Raw genomic sequence first — 19,022 nt, 5'->3', positions numbered from 1 at the left:
GTGAAACCCTCCCTCAGCGGTTCTCGGCGGCGGAACCCGCAGCGGCGCCCCCGGCGGGGTCCGCCGCCGGGGGCTCCCCGACGCCGTGCGGTGCGGCGTCCGCGATGTGCTGCGTGCCGATCCGCTTACGGAAGACCCAGTACGTCCAGCTCTGGTAGAGCACGACCAGCGGCGCCGCGATCCCGGCGCACCAGGTCATGATCTCCAGCGTGTACGGGGTCGAGGAGGCGTTGCTGACGGTCAGGCTCCAGGCCGGGTCCGTCGTGGAGGGCATGACGGCCGGGAAGAGGGCGAGGAAGAGCGTCGCGGTGACGGCGGCGACGGTCACCCCGGACAGCGCGAACGACCAGCCCTCGCGCCCCCGCAGGTTGGCCCCGACGGCGCCCAGCAGGGCCAGCACCGCCACCGCCGCCGCGACCAGGCTCGTGCCGTCGCCCCGGTCGGCCTGGGTCCACGCCAGGAAGGCCGACGCCAGCAGCGCGGTGGCGCCGCCGAGCACGGTGGCCAGCCTGCGCGCGCGTACCCGGATGTCGCCGACGGTCTTGAGCGCGGTGAACACGGCGCCGTGGAAGGTGAAGAGGGTCAGCGTGACCAGCCCGCCCAGCAGCGCGTACGGGTTGAGCAGGTCGAGGACCGTCCCGGTGTACTCCATGTCCTGGTCGATCGGGACCCCGTGCACGATGTTGCCGAACGCGACGCCCCACAGGAAGGCGGGCAGCAGCGAGCACCAGAAGATCGCGTGTTCCCAGTTGCGCTGCCAGCGCTCCTCGGGGCGCTTGGCGCGGTACTCGAAGGCGACGCCGCGCACGATCAGGCAGACCAGCACCAGCAGCAGCGGCAGGTAGAAGCCGGAGAAGAGGGTGGCGTACCACTCGGGGAAGGCGGCGAAGGTGGCGCCGCCCGCGCTGAGCAGCCAGACCTCGTTGCCGTCCCAGACCGGGCCGATGGTGTTGATCAGGACGCGGCGCTCGGGGCGGTTCCGGGCCAGCACCTTGGTCAGGACGCCGACTCCGAAGTCGAAGCCCTCCAGGAAGAAGTAGCCGGTCCACAGGACCGCGATGAGGACGAACCAGACGTCGTGGAGTTCCATCACTCGCTCCTCGGTCTCAGTAGGAGAAGGCCATCGGGCGGTCGGCGTCGTCGTCGGCCTCCGCTGCGCCGCCGTCGGTGCCACCGGTGCCGTCGGGGTCGTCCGGACCGCCGGGGCCGTCCGGGCTCTCGCCCCGCCTCGGTCCCGGGGGGCCGCCGATGCGGGTGGGCGGGCGGAGGTCGGCGTCGGTCAGTTCGGGCGGCCCCGCCTTGACGTACTTCGCCAGCAGCCGGACCTCGACGACGGCGAGGATGGCGTAGAGCAGGGTGAAGACGCTCATCGAGATCAGCACCTCGGCCTGCGAGACGCTGGGGGAGACGGCGTCGCGGGTGCGCAGCACGCCGTAGACGACCCAGGGCTGGCGGCCCATCTCGGTGAAGATCCAGCCCCAGGAGCTGGCGATGAGCGGGAAGCCGAGCGTGAGGACGGTGAGCCGCCAGTACCAGCGGGTCAGGGTGGTGCCCAGCGTGCGGTTGCGGGTGAGCGCGAGGCGGGGGACCTCGGTCTCCGGCGTACGGAGCCGCTCGGCGAGCCAGAACCGCCTGCGGGTGAGCCACAGGCCGGCGGCGCCGAGGGTCACCGACGTCATGCCGAAGCCGATCATCCACCGGAAGCTCCAGTAGGCGACGGGGATGTTGGGGCGGTAGTCGCCCGGCCCGAACCGCTCCTCCTGGGCGGCGTTGACGTCGTTGATGCCCGGGACCTCGGAGGACAGGTCGCCGTTGGCGAGGAAGGAGAGCAGCCGGGGGATCTCGACGGCGACGGTGTTGTGGCCCTTGTCCACGTCGCCGTAGGCGAAGAGGGAGAACGGCGCGGGCGACTCGGACTCCCACAGCGCCTCGGCGGCGGCCATCTTCATCGGCTGCTGCTGGAACATGACCTTCGAGAGCTGGTCGCCGCTGACGGCGGTGAGCGCCCCGGCGGCGACCAGGGTGACCAGGCCCAGCCGCAGCGAGGTGCGCATCACGGGCACGTGCTTGCCGCGCAGCAGGTGGTAGGCGGAGATGCCCGCCATGAACGCGCCACCGGCGACGAACGCGGCGGTGAGCGTGTGGAAGACCACGACCAGGGTGGTCTCCTGGGTGAGCACGGCGACGAAGTCGGTCAGCTCGGCGCGGCCGGTCTCCTCGTTGAGCTGGTAGCCGACGGGGTGCTGCATCCAGGAGTTGGCGGCGAGGATGAAGTACGAGGAGAGCAGGGTGCCGACGGCGACCATCCAGATGCAGGCGAGGTGGATCTTCTGCGGCAGCCGGTCCCAGCCGAAGATCCACAGGCCGATGAACGTCGACTCGAAGAAGAACGCGATCAGCGCCTCGAAGGCGAGCGGGGCACCGAAGACGTCACCGACGAAACGGGAGTAGTCGGACCAGTTCATGCCGAACTGGAACTCCTGCACGATGCCGGTGACGACCCCCATCGCGATGTTGATCAGGAAGAGCTTGCCCCAGAACTTGGTGGCCTGGAGGTACTTCTCCTTGCCGGTACGCACCCACGCCGTCTGGAGTCCGGCGGTGAGCGCGGCCAGCGAGATCGTCAGCGGGACGAACAGGAAGTGGTAGACGGTCGTGATGCCGAACTGCCAGCGCGCCAGGGTCTCCGGCGCCAGGGCGAGGTCCACGTCGCTGTCTCTCCTTCGGGTCGGCGCGTCGCCCCGAACAGGGAGGATGCCACGCGCAGCCGTCAGCTTGTGAATGAGTTCACATTCACAAGACGATTATGCCCGAAGTGTTCGAGACCGCTTCAGCGGGGTCCCCACGCCGCTCCCGGACCAGGCGCCCCACGGGTTCCGGACGCGGACGGGCCGCCGTCAGCGGATGACGGCGGCCCGGATCGGTTCCCTCGCAGGCTCTGTCTAGTACTCCTTGCGAAGGTTTTCAGCCACCTGTAGGAACAGGTCGTTCGCCTCGGTCTCGCCGACCGTCACCCGGACCCCCTCGCCCGCGAACGGCCGGACGATCACCCCCGCCCGCTCGCAGGCCGCCGCGAAGTCCAGCGTGCGCTCGCCGAGCCGCAGCCAGACGAAGTTCGCCTGGGAATCCAAGGGGGGCCAGCCCTGGCCCGCCAGCGCGGCCAGCACCCGGGACCGTTCGGCCACCAGCGCCTCGACCCGCTCCAGCAGCGCGTCCTCGCTGCGCAGCGAGGCCACCGCCGCGTCCTGGGCGAGCTGGCTGACGCCGAACGGCACCGCCGTCTTGCGCAGCGCGGCGGCCACCGGCTCGTGCGCCACCGCGAAGCCGACCCGCAGCCCGGCCAGGCCGTACGCCTTGGAGAAGGTGCGCAGCACGCACACGTGGGGGCGGTCGCGGTACAGCTCCAGCCCGTCGGCCACCCGCTCGTCGCGGACGAACTCGCGGTACGCCTCGTCCAGCACCACCAGCACGTCCCCGGGCACCCGGTCCAAGAAGCGCTCCAGGTCGGCGCGCGGGATGGCGACACCGGTGGGGTTGTTGGGGTTGCAGACGAAGATCAGCCGGGTGCGGTCGGTGATCGCGTCCGCCATCGCGTCGAGGTCGTGCTCCTCGCCGGCCGTCAGCGGCACCCGTACCGAGGTCGCGCCGGAGACCTGCGTGATGATCGGGTACGCCTCGAAGGACCGCCAGGCGTAGATCACCTCGTCGCCCGGACCGGCTGTGGCCTGCAACAACTGCTGTGCCACGCCCACCGATCCGGTGCCGGTGGCCAGCCGCTCGACCGGCACGCCGAAGCGCTCGGACAGCTCGGCCAGCAGCCCCGCGCAGGCCATGTCCGGGTAGCGGTTGAAGGAGGCCGCCGCGCCCGTCACCGCCTCCATGACCCCGGGCAGCGGCGGATAGGGATTCTCGTTGGAGGAGAGTTTGTACGACACCGGCCCTCCGGCGGTGTCCCGCTTGCCGGGCACATAGGCGGGTACGCCGTCCAGCGCGGTCCGCAGTTTCGGGGTTTTCTCGGGCATGAGCGGCCTCCTCTGATGCGAATACTGCACACCCTAAGAGGATTCGGGATTCCCCGGGGGGTGCGCTCGGCCACACCCGTGCGCCGGTGGCGAGCGCGGTGGCGCGCGTCGCCCGTGAAGGTGAGTTGCGAACGGTTCGCAATCTGGCTGATTCTGCTGGAGCAACGGGTCCTATCTGGGATGATCCGCTCTACCTACCGGGCAACTGCCGGAATTCACAAGGCCGTTAGGGCAGGTCTGTGATGCAGAATCGTGCCTGCCCACCTTTGCTTGTACGTCCCCGCGAACACACTCCTGCGGGCCTACGATCGGGTCGCCATGACAGCAGCAGAAAAGCATCAGGTGAGCCGGACAGCCACTCCCCGATCGGGGAGCAGGCTGAACGGTCGCGCGGGAATCCGCGATGTGGCAGCCGCCGCGGGAGTCTCCATCACGACGGTTTCCGACGCGCTCAACGGCAAGGGCAGACTGCCCGACGCGACCCGCAGCCACGTCCGCTCCGTCGCGGAGCGGCTGGGCTACCGCCCCTCGGCCGCCGCCCGCACGCTGCGCACCGGGAAGTCCGGCCTCATCGGCCTGACGGTGACCACCTACGGCGAAGAACCGTTCACCTTCACCGAGTTCGCCTACTTCGCCGAGATGGCGCGCGCCGCCACCTCGGCGGCGCTGGCGCGCGGCTACGCGCTGGTCATCCTGCCCGCGACCTCCCGGCACAGCGCCTTCGACATCTGGTCGAACGTCGCCCTCGACGGCACCGTCGTCATCGACCCCTCCGACCACGACCCCGTGGTGACCGAGCTGATGCGCTCGGGCATCCCCGTCGTCTCCGACGGCCGCCCGGCCGGTTCCCTCCCGGTCACCGCCTGGGTCGACAACGACCACGAGGCCGCCGTACGCGGCCTGCTGGACCACCTCGCCGAGTCGGGCGCCCGCCGCATCGGGCTGCTGACCGGCACCAGTACCGACACCTATACCCGGCTCTCCACCAGCGCCTATCTCGACTGGTGCGAGCGGGTCGGCCAGGACCCGGTGGTCGAGGCGTACCCGGCGCACGACCCGTGCGCGGGCGCCGTCGCCGCCGACCGGCTGCTCGCCCGGCCCGACCGGCCCGACGCGGTGTACGGCCTGTTCGACCCGAACGGCACCGACCTGCTCGCCGCCGCCCGCCGGTACGGCCTGCGCGTCCCCGACGACCTGCTGCTGGTCTGCTGCAGCGAGTCCACCGTGTACGAGACGACGGAACCGCCGATCACCACCCTGTCCCTGAAGCCGGGGCGGATCGGCAACACCGTCATCCAGTTGCTCATCGACGCCATCGAGGGCAGCGGCGGCGGGCGTCCCGTCGAGCAGGTGATGCCGACGGACCTCATCGTGCGCACCAGCTCGCAGCGCCGCCCGTCGCGGACCACGGTCAGCGCGCCGCGCGGACCGGCGACCCCGTAGGAGCGCCGCGGGCGCTCGTAGGCGGATAAAAGGGAACAAAAGGGCCACCTCGCCGGCGCTCGCGTCAATTGCCACCCCCCAGGTGCGTCACAAGCCGCGACCAGCATTCCTATGATGGGTCGACGACACCGGGACGGTCTCGCGACCAGGGCAGGTCCGGCAGGTGCACGGAGCGCAGGATGGTGGAGGGGTCTATGACTCAGGGGGCCGGTCAGGGACCCGACGTTTGGCATGGCGCAGGCGCCGCTCCGCAGCGTGTGCAACCGCCCGCGACCCCTCCCCCGGCGCCGGTCGCGCGCCCGGGCGAGGGCGGCGACGCGGGCGCGGACGCGCAGACGGGCGGCCACGTGGGCGCGGGCGGCGAAACCACGCGCCTGCGCAGCGCGGGTCCGGTCGGCGCGAGTCCCGTCGGGAGTCCCGGCGCGGGTCCGCCTGGGAGCCCGGTCACCGGCCCGGTCCCGACGGCGGTGCCCCCGGCCGCCCCGCCGCACGGCCGGGCCGTGGGCGCCGTCGAGCCGGAGCCCCTCCCACGCTCCGACGGCTACACGCCCACGCAGCGCGACCTGCCGGTCGTCGGCCCGGGCGCGACCTCCGTCGTCCGCGAGCCCACCCTGGTGGACTCCCCCTCGCCCGCGGCCGCCGCCGACCGGCATCCCTCCGGCGAGAGCCCGCTGTACGTCGTCGGCGACGTGCACGGCTATCTCGACGAACTGCGGGCCGCGCTGCTGGCCGCCGGACTCATCGACGGCCAGGACCACTGGACGGCGGGCAACGCCCGGCTGTGGTTCCTCGGCGACTTCACCGACCGCGGTCCGGACGGCATCGGCGTCATCGACCTGGTGATGAACCTCTCGGCGGAGGCGGCGGCGGCCGGCGGCTACTGCAAGGCCCTCATGGGCAACCACGAACTGCTGCTGATCGGCGCCAAGCGGTTCGGTGAGACGCCGGTCAACTCCGGTGCGGGCACCGCCTCCTTCCAGGCCGCCTGGCTGCTCAACGGCGGTCAGCGCAGCGACATGGAGCGCCTCCAGGAGCACCACATCCAGTGGATGTCCCGGCTGGACGCGATGTCTCTCGCCGACCGCCATCTGCTGGTGCACTCGGACGCCACCTGCTACCTGGACTACGGCGACACCATCGACTCGGTCAACGACGCGGTGACCGTGGCCCTCCAGCGCAACGACGCGGACGAGACCTGGGACTTGTTCCGCAAGTTCACCAAGCGCTTCGCCTTCCGGGACGAGGGGGCGGGCGCGCTGGCGGCGCGCGAGCTGCTCGACACCTTCGGCGGCGAGCGGATCGTCCACGGGCACAGCCCGATCCCGTACCTGCTGGGCGAGGTCGGCAGCGAGGACGACGAGTCCGCCCCGCCGGACGTCACCGGGCCGCACGTGTACGCCGACGGACTCGCGATCGCGATGGACGGCGGAGTGACCATGGCCGGAAAGCTGTTGGTCACTCAACTCCCCCTGGCTGAACAGCCAGTTGCCGGGAAGATGTAGCAGGGAGGCGTCTGACCGACGTATCGGCCCGGGGTGATTTCCGCAAACACCCTGTCACCCCGTGCCGATGGCGCTCTACCATCGGTTCTGCCGTAGCGAGTTCCCCTCCGTTTCCGCGTCGACAACCGACAGCGCGGCCGTTACGGCCTTACGGAGCATCGGGGGATGTCCATGAACACCGCTCCGCACCTGCTGGCCGAGGACCGGCCCGAGTTCGAGAGGGTCCTCGACGAAGCACTGCGTACGGCACACCAGCGTCCCGGCCTGGCCGAGCTGGAGCACCGCCACCGCCGCGAGGCGCTGCGCGCCATGGCGATGGCCGCCGCCGTGCCCATCGCGTCCTGCGCCGCCGCCGAGTACCAGCGCCTCGTGTCCCTGCGCGGAGAGCTGCGGCGCACCCCGGCGGCGCCGGACCCGGCCGCTCCGCCGCCCGTCCCGGCTGACGCGGGCCCGTCGGAGGGCGGCGACACGCCCGAGGGCCCCGGGGGCGGGAGTTCCGGCACGGAGGGTGCCGCTTCACAGGGGTCCGCAGCCGAGGGTTCCGACGTCCGGGTGCGGCGGGAGGGCGCCGCCGGGCTCGGGCTCGCGGGCGCGGTGAGCGCCGGGCTCGGGGACACCGCCGGGGCGGGTGCCGTCGCCGTCGTGTCCGTACTCGCGCCGCTGCTCGCGGGTGCGGCGGCCGTCATCTTCCTGCTCGCGGGCTACGCGATGCACCTGCTGTCACCGGAACCGGCGCTGGCCGGGTCGATGCGCAGCGCGGGCTGGGCGTTCGCCGTCCTGGCCGCGGCGACGGGGCTCGCGGGCATGGCGGGGCTGCTGTTCGCGGCCGTGCGCAACAGCTCGCACACCGGGCCGCGGGGCGGCCCGTCCGGCGCGGCGGGACGTACGGGCGGTACCGGCGGTACGGGCCGCTCGTCCGGTACGCGGGTGCCGCCTGGCCGTACGGGCGGGCCTGCGAAGCCGTCGGGCGGGCTCGCGGGGGCGGTGGCCGAGGCACGGGAGGACTGGCGCGAAGCACTGCTGGAGCGGGGCGTCGTGCCGTTCCTCCAGGAGGCGCTGGCCGAACGGCAGGGCGCCGTGACGGCGGTCGAGCCGGTGGCCGAGCCGCAGCTGCCGGACGACCACCAGCGCACACCGCGCCTGGGCTACTCGCACCCGGACTTCTCCAGCCCGGCCACCCCGCGCGAGCCCGGCGACACCGCGACCCGGCCGCGCTTCTCCAGCCCGGACTTCACCAGCCCCGACTACGGCGGCCCCGAGCACCGGCCGGAGTGACCCGGGCGGCGTCCCCTCAACCCGCCGTCCCCTCAACCCGCCGTCCCCTCAACCCGCCGTCCCCTCAACCCGCCGTCCCCTCAACCCGCCGTCCCCTCAGCCCGCCGCCGCCCGGTCCAGCGCCTGGCCGAGGTCCGCGATCAGGTCCGCCGGGTCCTCCAGGCCCACCGACAGCCGCACGAAGCCCTCCGGCACCGCGTCGCCGCCCCAGCGCCCGCGCCGCTCGGCCGTGCTGCGTACACCGCCGAAGCTGGTGGCGTCGTCCACCAGCCGCAGCGCCGCGAGGAAGCGCTCGGCGAACCCCCGGTCGGGCAGGGTGCAGGAGACGACGCAGCCGAACCGGCGCATCTGCCGCACGGCCACCGCGTGCGCCGGATCGCCGGGCAGGCCCGGGTGCCGTACGCCGGCCGCCTCCGGGCGCGCGAGGAGCGCCTCCGCGACGGCGAGCGCCCCGGCCGCCTGGCGCTGCGTCCGCACCTCCAGCGTGGCCAGCGAGCGGTGCGCGAGCCACGCCTCCATGGGGCCGGGGATCGCACCGACCGTCTTGCGCCACTGCCGCACGTCCGCCGCCGACTCCGGGTCGCGGCACACGACGTAGCCGAGCAGCACATCGCCGTGCCCGGTGAGCGCCTTGGTGCCGCTGGCGACGGCGAAGTCCGCGCCGAGCTCCAGGGGGCGCTGGCCCAGCGGGGTGGCCAGCGTGTTGTCCACCGCGACCACGGCGCCCTGCGCGTGCGCGGCCTCGGCGAGCAGCCGGATGTCGCAGACGTCCAGCCCGGGGTTGCAGGGGGTCTCGAGCCACAGCAGCCGGGCGCCGTCCAGCGCGGCGAGCTGCCCGTTCCCGGCGGTGGGCGCCGTACGCACCTCCACACCCCAGCCCTCCAGCCGCTCGCGCACGGGGACCAGCAGGTTGTAGCCGTCCTCCGGGAGCACCGCGACGTCACCGGGGCGCAGCTGGGAGAAGAGCACCGCCGTGATCGCGCCCATGCCGGAGGCGAAGACGACCGTCTCCGGCCCGTCGCTGCCTTCGCTGCCTTCGCTGCCGGGCGAGGTGCCTCCGCTGCCCGCGCCGGGCACCGCGCCGGGCGCCTCCAGCTCGCCGATGGCGCTCTCCAGCGCGGTCCAGGTCGGGTTGGCGTCCCGGCCGTACGCGTACGGCGCCCCGGCCGGATCGCCGGGCAGGTGGTAGTGCGCCGCGAAGACGGGGCCCGGCAGCGGCGGCCCGTACGGCACCTCCGCCGGCAGTCCGGCTCGTACGACGCGGGTGCCGTCGCGGTCACTGGTGCCCATGCGAGCCCCTTCCGGCAGGTCGGGCGGGGGCGGCCGGTGCCGCCGCTCCGCACTGTGCACGGTAGCCGGAACCGTACGGGGCGGCACGCGCCCGCGAAGGGCGCCCCGGCACCCCGCCCCCTGATGCCCGTCAGCGCTCAGGCGCCCCGTGCGCGGCCGGGCCGACCGCGGACGCCACCGCCGCCACGAGGCCGGGCATCGCCGACGTGATCAGCTCCAGGCAGGCGTCGAAGCCCTGCGCGCCGCCGAAGTAGGGGTCCGGTACGTCCAGTTCGCCGTCCGCCACCGCCTGCGGGTCGTAGGCGCGCAGCAGCCGCACCTTCGCCGCGTCGGCCGCCGAGGGCGCCATGGCCCGCAGCGCGCGCCGGTGCCCCTGGTCCAGGGCGACGACCAGTTCGCGGCGGGTGAACCAGTCGGCGGTGAACTGCCGCGCGCGGTGCTCGTGTCCGTAGCCCGCCGCCGCGAGCACCGCGACCGTACGGGGGTCGGCGGGCTCGCCCGCGTGCCAGCCGCCCGTACCGGCGCTGTCGGCGCACACGGCGTCGGCCAGGCCGGCCTCCTGGGCGCGGGCGCGGAAGACGGCCTCCGCCATGGGGGAGCGGCAGATGTTGCCCGTGCACACGAAGCACACGCGGTAGGGACCTTCGGACATGGGCTCCTCGGCTTTCGTTCGGGGGCGTTCAGTCGCCCTCGGGCAGCAGCATGTTCAGCGCCCAGGACACGATGGAGATGATCAGGCCGCCTATCAGGGCCGTGCCGAAGCCGTCCACGTGGAAGCTCAGCTCCACGGTGTCGGCCAGCCAGGAGGTCAGCTGCAGCATCAGGGCGTTGATCACCAGGGTGAACAGGCCGAGGGTGAGGATCAGCAGCGGCAGCGAGAACAGCTGCACGACCGGCTTGACCAAGAAGTTCACCAGGCCGAAGATCAGAGCGACGACAATGAGCGTGACGGTCTTGCGGCCGGTGTTGTCACCGGTGAGGGTGATGTCGTTGAGCAGCCAGATGGCCACCGCCAGTGCTCCGGCGTTGGCCAGCGTCTTGATGAGGAAGTTCGTCATGGGTCGATGGTTCCAGAGATCGGCGGAGACCGGAGGGGCGCGGATGCCCGCGGGTCACCGATGAAGGCGTTCCGGCTGGAGGAGCTGGAGGCCGAGCGGGCGGCGAACGACGGCGCGTACCTGCGCTTCCTGCGGGAGCGGCACATGTCGGTCGGCCTCTACGCGCTCGACAAGGGCGCCGCCGATCCGCAGCAGCCGCACGCGCAGGACGAGGTGTACTTCGTGGTCAGCGGGCGCGGCACGCTCACCGTCGGCGCCGAGTCGACCCAGGTCGCGCGGGGCAGCGTGGTGTACGTCCCGGCGGGCGTGCCGCATCGTTTCAGCCACATCAGCGAGGACCTGCGGGTGATGGTCGTCTTCGCCCCGCCGGAGGGCTGACGGCACGGGCGCCCCGCGGCCTCCTCCTTGGGCAGCGGGGCGGCGTCCGGGTTCCGTAGGGGTCGGGTCAGGGACGAACCGGGGCAGGGCGCCGCCCGCCAGGCACCCGGGGCGCCTAGCATCGAGGGTGACGCAGTGCGTACGTGCCGGGCGTGCCGGCACCCGAGCCCACCAGGAGAGTCTCATGGCCGTGAAGGAAGCGTTGGACACACTGCCCTGGTGGGTCAAGTGGGTCGCGATACCGGTGGTCGCGCTCGTCGTCTTCGGTGGTCTGATCGCCTCGGTGATCAGCTTCGTGGTCGGGCTGCTCTTCAAGATCCTGCTGTTCGTCGCCCTGGTCGGCGGTCTGATCTACGCGGTGCGCTGGTTCACTTCGGCTTCCTCCTCCTCCCGCGGCGGCCGGTGACCGGGCTGCCGGGAGGGGCGGACACCGCGCCCGGCACCGGGCCGCCTTGGGGCGAGGGGCGGTCGGCGGAGACCACCAGCGCCGCCAGCAGCGTGGTCAGCGGCACGGAGACCACCAGCCCGATCGAGCCCACGAGCGTCCGCACGATCTCCTGCGCGACTAGTTCGCTGCCCGCGACCGTGCCGACGCTGGACTCGGCGATCGTGAAGAGCAGCAGCAGCGGCAGCGCGGCGCCCGCGTACGCCAGCACGAGCGTGTTCACCACCGAGGCGATGTGGTCCCGGCCGATGCGCATGGCGGCGGCGTAGAGCTTGCGCCTGCTCGCCGCGGGGTCCGCCTGGCGCAGTTCCCACACGGCGGACGTCTGGGTGACGGTCACGTCGTCCAGGACGCCGAGCGAGCCGATCAGCACGCCCGCCAGCAGCAGGCCCTGGATCTCGATGTCCGGGTAGAGGCCGTGCACGAGGCCGGTCTGGTCGTCTGTGTTGCCGGTCAGGTGCGCCCAGCCGATGAACAGCGAGCCGAGCAGCCCGATCAGCAGCAGTGAGACCAGCGTGCCCAGCACGGCGACCGACGTACGGGCCGAGACGCCGTGGCACAGGTAGAGCGTCACCAGCATGATCGCGCTGCCCCCGACGACAGCCACCACCAGCGGGTTCGAGCCGTCGAGTATCGCGGGCAGGATGAAGAGCGTCAGCACCGCGAAGCTCACCACCAGGCCGACCAGCGCCAGCACCCCGCGCAGCCGCCCCACCAGCACCACCACCAGGGCGAAGATCCCGGCGAGCAGCGCCATCGGGAACGTGCGGTCCACGTCGATCACGCTGTACTGGAGTTCGCGCGGCGCCTTCTCCGCGTACGCGACGACCACCTGCTGGCCGGTGCTGAGGGTGCGGGTCGCGTCCGGGGTGATGATCTCGGTGAACTTGCGGCCCTTGTCCTTGCCGCCGGTCACCTCCACGGTCGCCTTCTGGCACAGGTCGGCGGAGCCGTCCTCCTTCGGCCCCGGCTGCGCGCCCGGCCCGCCCTGGCCCTCCTTGCCCTGCGGGGGCGGCGGGGGCTGCTCGCCGGCGGGCGGCTGCGGCTGGGCGTTCACGTCCGCGCAGTTCACCTCCTGGACGGAGGTCACGCGCGCGTCGAAGGTGGGCCGGTCGAAACCGACCCCGCCGGGCCCGCTCTGGTCCGAGGTGCCGCCCGGCCACAGCACGATCAGCCCGATGGCGACCGCGGAGGCGAACGGGATCAGCACCACCGCGATGACCTTGCGCAGCCGCGCGGAGACGGGCGCGGCGGGGCCGTGGGCGTGCGCGTGGCTGTGGCCATGACTGTGGCCGTGCGCCTGCGCGGGTGCCTGCCCAGGCGCCGGGCCGGGCCCCGGGGCGGGGCGGCCGGAGGGGTCCGGGACGGCCCCCGGGGCGTGCTGCGGCGGCGGTGCGCCCGGGCGCGGGCGCCGCGGCGGATCGCGGGGTGGCGGTGGCTGCGGTGTCGGGGTCACCGGCAGATCATCGCAAGTACCCGGGGGCACCCTGGCCAGCACCACGGGTGTGCCGTTAGCGTGGGGCCACCTTTTGCACATCGCGGGAGCTCCGAGCACGGGGCTGAGAGGGCGCTGGAGAAGCTGCGCCGACCGCCGAACCTGTTACCGGGTAATGCCGGCGTAGGGAGTTGGGTCTCATGACCACGCAGGACGCACACACGCGCGCCGACGTGTCCGCACCGCGCAAGCCGGGCTGGCACAAGGGCTATGTGAGCGGGTCCCGCCCGGACATCCGGGTACCGGTCCGCCAGGTGCACCTCACCAACGGCAACGACGTGACGCTGTACGACACCTCCGGTCCGTACACCGATCCGCAGATCGAGACCGACGTACGCCGCGGGCTGGCCCCGCTGCGCGAGAACTGGATCATCGCGAGGGGGGACACCGAGGAGTACGCGGGCCGGGAGCTGCGGCCCGAGGACGACGGCATCAAGCACACCGCGCCCCGCGGCGGCCTCGTACGGGGCACGGCGGCGGACCTGGCCGGGCTGGACGCGGTCTTCCCCGGCCGCCCCCGCCAGCCCCGGCGCGGCCGGGAGGGTGCCGACGGCACGCGCGTCGCGGTGACCCAGCTCGCCTACGCCAAGCGCGGCGAGGTCACCCCCGAGATGGAGTACGTCGCCGTCCGCGAGCGCTGCGCGCCCGAGTTCGTACGCGACGAGATCGCGGCGGGCCGCGCCGTACTGCCCGCGAACGTGAACCACCCGGAGATCGAGCCGATGATCATCGGCAAGAACTTCCTGGTGAAGGTGAACGCCAACATCGGCAACTCCGCCGTCACCTCCTCGATCGAGGAGGAGGTGGAGAAGATGACCTGGGCGACCCGGTGGGGCACCGACACCGTGATGGACCTCTCCACCGGCCGCAACATCCACACCACTCGTGAGTGGGTGCTGCGCAACTCCCCGGTGCCCATCGGCACCGTGCCGCTCTACCAGGCGCTGGAGAAGGTCGACGGCAAGGCGGAGGAGCTGTCCTGGGAGGTGTACAAGGACACCATCATCGAACAGTGCGAGCAGGGCGTGGACTACGTCACCGTGCACGCGGGTGTCCTGCTGCGCTACGTGCCGCTGACCGCGCGGCGCAAGACGGGCATCGTCTCGCGGGGCGGCTCGATCATGGCCGCCTGGTGCCTGGCACACCATCAGGAGAGCTTCCTCTACACGCACTTCGAGGAGCTGTGCGACATCCTGAAGACGTACGACGTCACCTTCTCGCTCGGCGACGGGCTGCGTCCGGGCTCCATCGCGGACGCCAACGACGAGGCGCAGTTCGCGGAGCTGCGCACGCTGGGCGAGCTGAACCGGATCGCCAAGGCGCACGACGTGCAGACCATGATCGAGGGACCGGGCCACGTCCCGATGCACAAGATCAAGGAGAACATCGACCTCCAGCAGGAGATCTGCGAGGAGGCCCCGTTCTACACGCTGGGCCCGCTCACGACCGACATCGCACCCGCGTACGACCACATCACCTCGGGCATCGGCGCGGCGATGATCGGCTGGTGGGGCACGGCGATGCTCTGCTACGTCACGCCCAAGGAGCACCTGGGGCTGCCGGACCGGGACGACGTGAAGACGGGCGTGATCACGTACAAGATCGCGGCGCACGCGGCTGACCTGGCCAAGGGCCATCCAGGGGCGCAGGACTGGGACGACGCGCTCTCGGACGCGCGGTTCGAGTTCCGCTGGGAGGACCAGTTCAACCTGGCGCTGGACCCGGACACGGCACGGGAGTTCCACGACGCGACACTCCCGGCGGAACCGGCGAAGACGGCGCACTTCTGCTCCATGTGCGGGCCGAAATTTTGTTCGATGAAAATCAGCCAGGATATCCGCCGCAAGCACGGCGGGGATCTGGGCGCCGAGGACATCGAGGCGGGCATGGCGGAGAAGTCCAAGGAGTTCGCGGACGCGGGCAACCGCGTCTACCTGCCCGTGACGGACTGAGGACCGGCGGCCGGGCGGGGGCGCGCGGTCCCCGCCCGGCCGCCGACGCCCCTCCGCTCCCTCCTGGGGCGGAGGGCGAGGTGTGTCCTCAGGTACGAAGCGGCGGCCACGGACGCGTCAGTACCGTCCGCGAGGGAGCCGCCGACGGGGCGGCTTCGCACTCCTGATACGCCGAGCGCCGCGCCCGGCCCTTCGGAAGGACGGTCCCATGTCCTCTGCACGTGCACGGAAGTCGGCGCCCGCGATGCTCTGCGCCGCCCTGGTGCTCCCGCTCACCGCCGCCGCACCGACCGCCACCGGCACGGGTGCGGGCACCGAGCCCCCGCCGATCACCGCCGAGACGCTGGCCGAGGGCACCACCTCGGCGCCGTTCAGGATCAGGGCCAAGGACCGGCGGGAGCTGTTCCAGCGCCGGATCACCGTCCAGCCGGGCGCGGCCAGCCGCTGGCACCGGCACTCGGGCGAGCAGGTGGCCGTCGTCGAGTCCGGCACCCTCGGCCGCTACGACGCGTCCTGCGAGCCACGCGTCTACCGCGCGGGCACGGCGTTCGTCGAGCCCGCCGACCACCGCGATCCGCACATCAACGTCAACCTGGGCGACGAACCGCTCGTGCTCTATGTGACGGACTTCCTGCCCCCCGGTGCGCCCGAGGCCGAACCGGCGGAGAACCCGGGCTGCGACGCGCTGCCGGACTGACGGCCCGGGCGGCGCCGACACCTCAACACCCCGCGCGGAGCCCGGCGATCAGCCGTCCGGCGTCCTCCAGCGCGGGCTCGCGCACGACATAGCGGGTGAGGCCCCAGCGAGCCGCGTGCCGGGCCAGGGCGCTGCGGATCTCCTCCTCCGTGCCGATCCAGACGTACGGCGCGGCCAGCACCTCGCGCTCGGTCGTGCCCAGTTCGGCGGCCAGGCGGTGAGCGACCGCCTGCGCATCGTCCGTGATCTCCACCCGCTGAACGAACGCCTCCCGCTGCGGCGGCACCGTACGCCCGGCCGAACCCCGCTCGATCTGCTCCACCTGGCGGTCGATGTCGGGGGTCCGCCAGCGCGTGAGGTGGCTGTGCCCGTCGGCGAGGGTCCGCCCGAGCCCGCTCAGCGCGACCACGTCGGCGTGCTCCCCGGCCCAGCGCAGCAGTTCCGCGTTGCCGCCGCCGAAGGTGAAGGGCACCGCCTCCTGCACCGGGCGGGGCTCCGTCAGCCGGGCACCGTACGCGGCCACGTCCGGCCCATCCAGCCGCACTTCCGCGCCCGCCAGCAGCGCGCGGCACGCCTCCGCCACCGCGACGAAGCGCCGTACCCGCCCCGCGACATCGGGACGGGTGGAGCCGAGCATCTCCCATTCGACGGGGGTGTGCCCGGCGCCCAGCGCCAGCCGGGCCCGCCCGCCGGAGACGACGTCCAGGGTCGCCACGTCGGAGGCGAGCAGCAGCGGCTCGCGGACGCCGGCGTGCGACACGTACGACCCCAGGCCGATCCGCTCGGTCACCGCCGCGGCGGCGGCCAGCGCGACGAACGGCGAGGCCGCGGTGCCCGGATGATCCGCGGCGAGCAGGGCGTCGAAGCCCACCGCTTCGCAGTGCCGTGCGAGCGCGGTCCAGGACCGGGCGTCCGTGGGCTGCGCCTGGAGGGAGATCGAGACCATCCGCCCACCCTGCCGCTTGCGGGCGCGCCCGGCCAGGCGCGGGCCCGCCGCTCTGCCGACAGCGAAGCCGGGTCTCCGGTGCTGCGTTGCGCTACGGGTGCAGGAGTACGTACACCGGGGCGCCGTCCCCGGTGGCGTCCACCTGCCGGATGCAGCGGCGCTTCTGGAGGAAGCGCAGGCAGTCGTGCACCCGGCCCGCCGTCAGGCCGGTGCGGGCGGCGAGCGCCTCCGGCGAGTGGCCCGACCTTCCCTCGGCCACCAGCGAGGGAACGAGGACGACCGCCACCGCCCACACGTCGTCCGTGATCGACAACCGCTCCCGCCACGCGGCGAGTACGGCGTCCGCCGTGGGCTGCGGCCGGGTCCGGGAGGCGGAGCCGTACCCGGACCCGGCTCCGGAACCCTCCCGGGACCGCGAGTCGCGGGGTGAGAGCGGCGGCGGCAGGCGCCGCTCTCCGCCCGCCAGCACGTCCGCGATCTTCGCCAGGGAGCGGGCGAGGTCCTGCTGCGCCGCCAGCATCTGGTGCTGCCACTCCGCCGCGCGGACGGACTCCCCCCGGACCGCCGCCACCAGATCGGTGCGCACCGCCTCGGCCAGCTCCCGCTGGTCCGCCGCCTCGGCCCGGCGGTCCGCCAGCGCCTCCTCGTCCAGCCGCATGTTGCGCTCTTCGAGCCGGACGATGAGGGCGAGCACCGGGTCGGGCAGCACGTAGCCGGTGGTGGCGTTGTCCGCACCAGGGGGCACCTCGACTGGGTCGAGTGCGTACCCGCCCTCTTGCTGAACGTGCACGATGACCTCGGTCATCCAGCGTTTGAAAGGCTCGGCCCCCTTGGTGGTGCAGGCGCCGACCAGCCGGATGAGCCCGTGCAGATTGACCATGCGCAAGTCTCGGCGCCACTCCCGACCTGCGGGAACGCCGAGACCGTAACGTGTGGTTACGGTCTCCAGCGTCTCCGAACCGCCCTCTGGGACGTGATCGTCGAGCGCCTTGCGCGAGTTGCTGTGCCCCAGCCGGGCGCAGACGTCCACCGCCGGGAACCAGTGCTCGCCGTCCGGTGTCGTGAGCCTCCGTACGCGGGCGCCCGTCGCCGCGTAGACGAAGTCGTTGATGTCGATGGCATCCTGCCGGGCCGCCTGCTCGCGCCGCGGCGCGTTCCGCTCGTACATGAGCGTCACCTCCGCCTCGCACGCAACCAAGGCGTTAGTCCGAACAACAGGTGGATAAACCTGAATTCACTCGATAGGAGGGCAACCTGTGCTGAAGCAGGCGAGCTGACAGGGAGCCGCCCAGGGCTCGGATCGCCGCGCGGAAAGGAGCGGAAAGGAGCGGAAAGGAACAGCCGGGGGGGGCGTCAGCCGCGGGCACCGGTCACGAAGAACCCGAGCATGCTGTCGGTCCAGTCCCAGAAGGCGGTCGTGTCGTACACGTCGATCCCGTCCTGGGGGTCGTGGTGGACGACGAACGGGTGGCCCTGCGGGTCGAGTTGGTCCAGGTCGAGAACGGCGGCACCGTCGGCGTACCCGCCGAAGCAGAGGTATCGCCCACGAGTTCGGACCTCGGCGTCCTCGTCCTCCTCCTGATCCTCGTCCTCGTCATCCCGGTCGTAGAAGGTGAGGTTCTCCCAGTCGAGCTGGGCATCGGCCCCGCTGAACCGCAACGACCCGTGCACGCGCGCCAGCTCGCGCAGCGGCGCGGGCAGCGGGCCGCCCACGTGCTCCACGATCCGGTCGGCGGGCACGGTCAGCGGCCGGGACGCCCAGCACAGTTCGACGCCGACGCTCTCGTGCGCCAGCTGTTCCCCCACCGGTGCCCGCCAGTCGGCCGGCCGCCCCCTCCTCGCATGGCCGTGCAGGTAGGCGAGATGCTCGCCGTCGGAGTCGTGTACCAGGCACACCGCGAAGACCCGTTCGACGAGCCGGTCCACCAGGCGCGGGACGTACGGCACCACCGGCTCCCAGACGTGGCGGATGACGTCCTCGACGTCGGCGTCCGGCGGGATGCGCCAGGCGTTGTCGGCGGGGAACGCGATGCCGTCCTGCCTGCCGCGCAGGGCCAGGCCCCGGATCGCCGTGACGGGGGCCTCGTCCAGGACCACCTGGGGACCCGTCCGGTACCACGGCCGCCTCGCTGAGAACAGCAGGCCCGCGAACGCCCTCGCGTCGCCGCTCGCGATCAGCGCCCGGGCCGCCGCCGCACGCGCACCACGGTCCCCGGCTGCGCGGAGCAGCTCCAGGAGTCCGTCCACGTCGCGCTGCCCCGCATGCTCTCCTGGCTGGATGGGCAACGGCCACTCCCTCGTTGCGGCGGCCTTCGGGCCTGCCGGAAACCCGCCGGGCGGCATGTACCGCGCCGCCCTCCGCCGAGGATAGTTCCCGCCGCCCCGCCGGTGATCACCGCCTGGTGTCCGGCGGCGGACCGTGCCCGAGCCGACGGCGGGTGGATGAGCCCGAACGCACCCGGTGGAGGTACCGCCCGTGTTGTGATGGGCGGATCGTCCGAGAGGCATCCGCCGCGGGG

General features: G+C 72.7%; 17 protein-coding genes and 1 riboswitch. Of the genes, 7 read left to right on the top strand and 10 right to left on the bottom strand.

Annotated elements, in window-relative coordinates; all coding sequences use genetic code 11:
* Positions 1-13: 13 nt before the first annotated feature.
* From cydB to hisC, 3 genes are all read right to left on the bottom strand, one after another.
* Positions 14-1,090, bottom strand: a complete 1,077-nt coding sequence (gene cydB, locus H299_RS34265; RefSeq protein WP_078512746.1) for a cytochrome d ubiquinol oxidase subunit II — start codon at positions 1,088-1,090, stop codon at positions 14-16.
* Positions 1,091-1,106: 16 nt separating this feature from the next.
* Positions 1,107-2,708, bottom strand: coding sequence for a cytochrome ubiquinol oxidase subunit I (locus H299_RS34260; RefSeq protein WP_078512745.1), 1,602 nt, complete (start codon positions 2,706-2,708; stop codon positions 1,107-1,109).
* A 234-nt stretch (positions 2,709-2,942) separates the two neighbouring features.
* Entirely contained in the window at positions 2,943-4,022 is a 1,080-nt protein-coding gene (gene hisC, locus H299_RS0114855; RefSeq protein ID WP_027749051.1) for a histidinol-phosphate transaminase, read from the bottom strand.
* 318 nt (positions 4,023-4,340) lie between these two features.
* On the opposite strand from hisC, the gene H299_RS0114850 reads away from it, so the two are divergent.
* The 3 genes from H299_RS0114850 to H299_RS0114840 all read left to right on the top strand — a co-directional run bounded on the left by H299_RS0114850 (position 4,341) and on the right by H299_RS0114840 (position 8,242).
* Entirely contained in the window at positions 4,341-5,465 is a 1,125-nt protein-coding gene (locus H299_RS0114850) for a LacI family DNA-binding transcriptional regulator (RefSeq protein ID WP_027749050.1), read from the top strand.
* Positions 5,466-5,644: 179 nt separating this feature from the next.
* Positions 5,645-6,967 carry a metallophosphoesterase gene (locus H299_RS0114845; RefSeq protein WP_027749049.1) on the top strand — a complete coding sequence of 441 codons (1,323 nt, stop codon included), beginning with the start codon at positions 5,645-5,647 and terminating at the stop codon, positions 6,965-6,967.
* Positions 6,968-7,132: 165 nt separating this feature from the next.
* The gene (locus H299_RS0114840; RefSeq protein ID WP_027749048.1) at positions 7,133-8,242 is read left to right on the top strand and encodes a hypothetical protein; all 1,110 of its coding nucleotides are present in this window, start codon (positions 7,133-7,135) and stop codon (positions 8,240-8,242) included.
* Positions 8,243-8,338: 96 nt separating this feature from the next.
* On the opposite strand, the gene H299_RS0114835 is transcribed toward H299_RS0114840, so the two are convergent.
* The 3 genes from H299_RS0114835 to H299_RS0114825 all read right to left on the bottom strand — a co-directional run bounded on the left by H299_RS0114835 (position 8,339) and on the right by H299_RS0114825 (position 10,590).
* Complete coding sequence (locus H299_RS0114835) at positions 8,339-9,532, bottom strand: cystathionine gamma-lyase (RefSeq protein WP_037759061.1); 1,194 nt, start codon at positions 9,530-9,532, stop codon at positions 8,339-8,341.
* A 130-nt stretch (positions 9,533-9,662) separates the two neighbouring features.
* Positions 9,663-10,184 carry a low molecular weight protein-tyrosine-phosphatase gene (locus H299_RS0114830; protein WP_027749046.1) on the bottom strand — a complete coding sequence of 174 codons (522 nt, stop codon included), beginning with the start codon at positions 10,182-10,184 and terminating at the stop codon, positions 9,663-9,665.
* A gap of 28 nt (positions 10,185-10,212) precedes the next feature.
* Complete coding sequence (locus tag H299_RS0114825; protein ID WP_027749045.1) at positions 10,213-10,590, bottom strand: phage holin family protein; 378 nt, start codon at positions 10,588-10,590, stop codon at positions 10,213-10,215.
* 60 nt (positions 10,591-10,650) lie between these two features.
* On the opposite strand from H299_RS0114825, the gene H299_RS0114820 reads away from it, so the two are divergent.
* A complete protein-coding gene (locus tag H299_RS0114820; RefSeq protein WP_027749044.1) occupies positions 10,651-10,968 on the top strand; it encodes a cupin domain-containing protein in 318 nt (105 codons plus the stop codon).
* Between the two features lie 184 nt (positions 10,969-11,152).
* The gene (locus tag H299_RS0114815) at positions 11,153-11,374 is read left to right on the top strand and encodes a DUF5326 family protein (RefSeq protein ID WP_027749043.1); all 222 of its coding nucleotides are present in this window, start codon (positions 11,153-11,155) and stop codon (positions 11,372-11,374) included.
* Here H299_RS0114815 and H299_RS0114810 read toward each other — a convergent pair.
* The gene (locus H299_RS0114810) at positions 11,337-12,869 is read right to left on the bottom strand and encodes a YibE/F family protein (protein WP_078512744.1); all 1,533 of its coding nucleotides are present in this window, start codon (positions 12,867-12,869) and stop codon (positions 11,337-11,339) included. The genes H299_RS0114815 and H299_RS0114810 overlap by 38 nt on opposite strands.
* Before the next feature lie 72 nt (positions 12,870-12,941).
* A riboswitch (TPP riboswitch) is annotated at positions 12,942-13,055 on the top strand.
* Between H299_RS0114810 and thiC the strand changes: the two genes are divergently transcribed.
* Both thiC and H299_RS34255 read left to right on the top strand, forming a co-directional pair.
* Positions 13,049-14,860 carry a phosphomethylpyrimidine synthase ThiC gene (gene thiC, locus H299_RS0114805; protein WP_027749041.1) on the top strand — a complete coding sequence of 604 codons (1,812 nt, stop codon included), beginning with the start codon at positions 13,049-13,051 and terminating at the stop codon, positions 14,858-14,860. It overlaps the preceding riboswitch by 7 nt.
* Before the next feature lie 208 nt (positions 14,861-15,068).
* A complete protein-coding gene (locus tag H299_RS34255) occupies positions 15,069-15,557 on the top strand; it encodes a cupin domain-containing protein (protein WP_037759059.1) in 489 nt (162 codons plus the stop codon).
* A gap of 22 nt (positions 15,558-15,579) precedes the next feature.
* Here H299_RS34255 and H299_RS0114795 read toward each other — a convergent pair whose 3' ends face one another.
* The 3 genes from H299_RS0114795 to H299_RS0114785 form a co-directional block, all read right to left on the bottom strand.
* Positions 15,580-16,503, bottom strand: coding sequence for an LLM class flavin-dependent oxidoreductase (locus H299_RS0114795; protein WP_027749040.1), 924 nt, complete (start codon positions 16,501-16,503; stop codon positions 15,580-15,582).
* A gap of 91 nt (positions 16,504-16,594) precedes the next feature.
* The gene (locus tag H299_RS0114790; protein ID WP_027749039.1) at positions 16,595-17,671 is read right to left on the bottom strand and encodes a BRO-N domain-containing protein; all 1,077 of its coding nucleotides are present in this window, start codon (positions 17,669-17,671) and stop codon (positions 16,595-16,597) included.
* Between the two features lie 185 nt (positions 17,672-17,856).
* Complete coding sequence (locus tag H299_RS0114785) at positions 17,857-18,789, bottom strand: hypothetical protein (protein ID WP_158692335.1); 933 nt, start codon at positions 18,787-18,789, stop codon at positions 17,857-17,859.
* Positions 18,790-19,022: the final 233 nt, after the last annotated feature.

Source organism: Streptomyces sp. CNH287, assembly GCF_000424825.1.
Note: the sequence above shows the minus strand (reverse complement) of the source record. Positions and strands in the feature narration are given on the sequence as shown.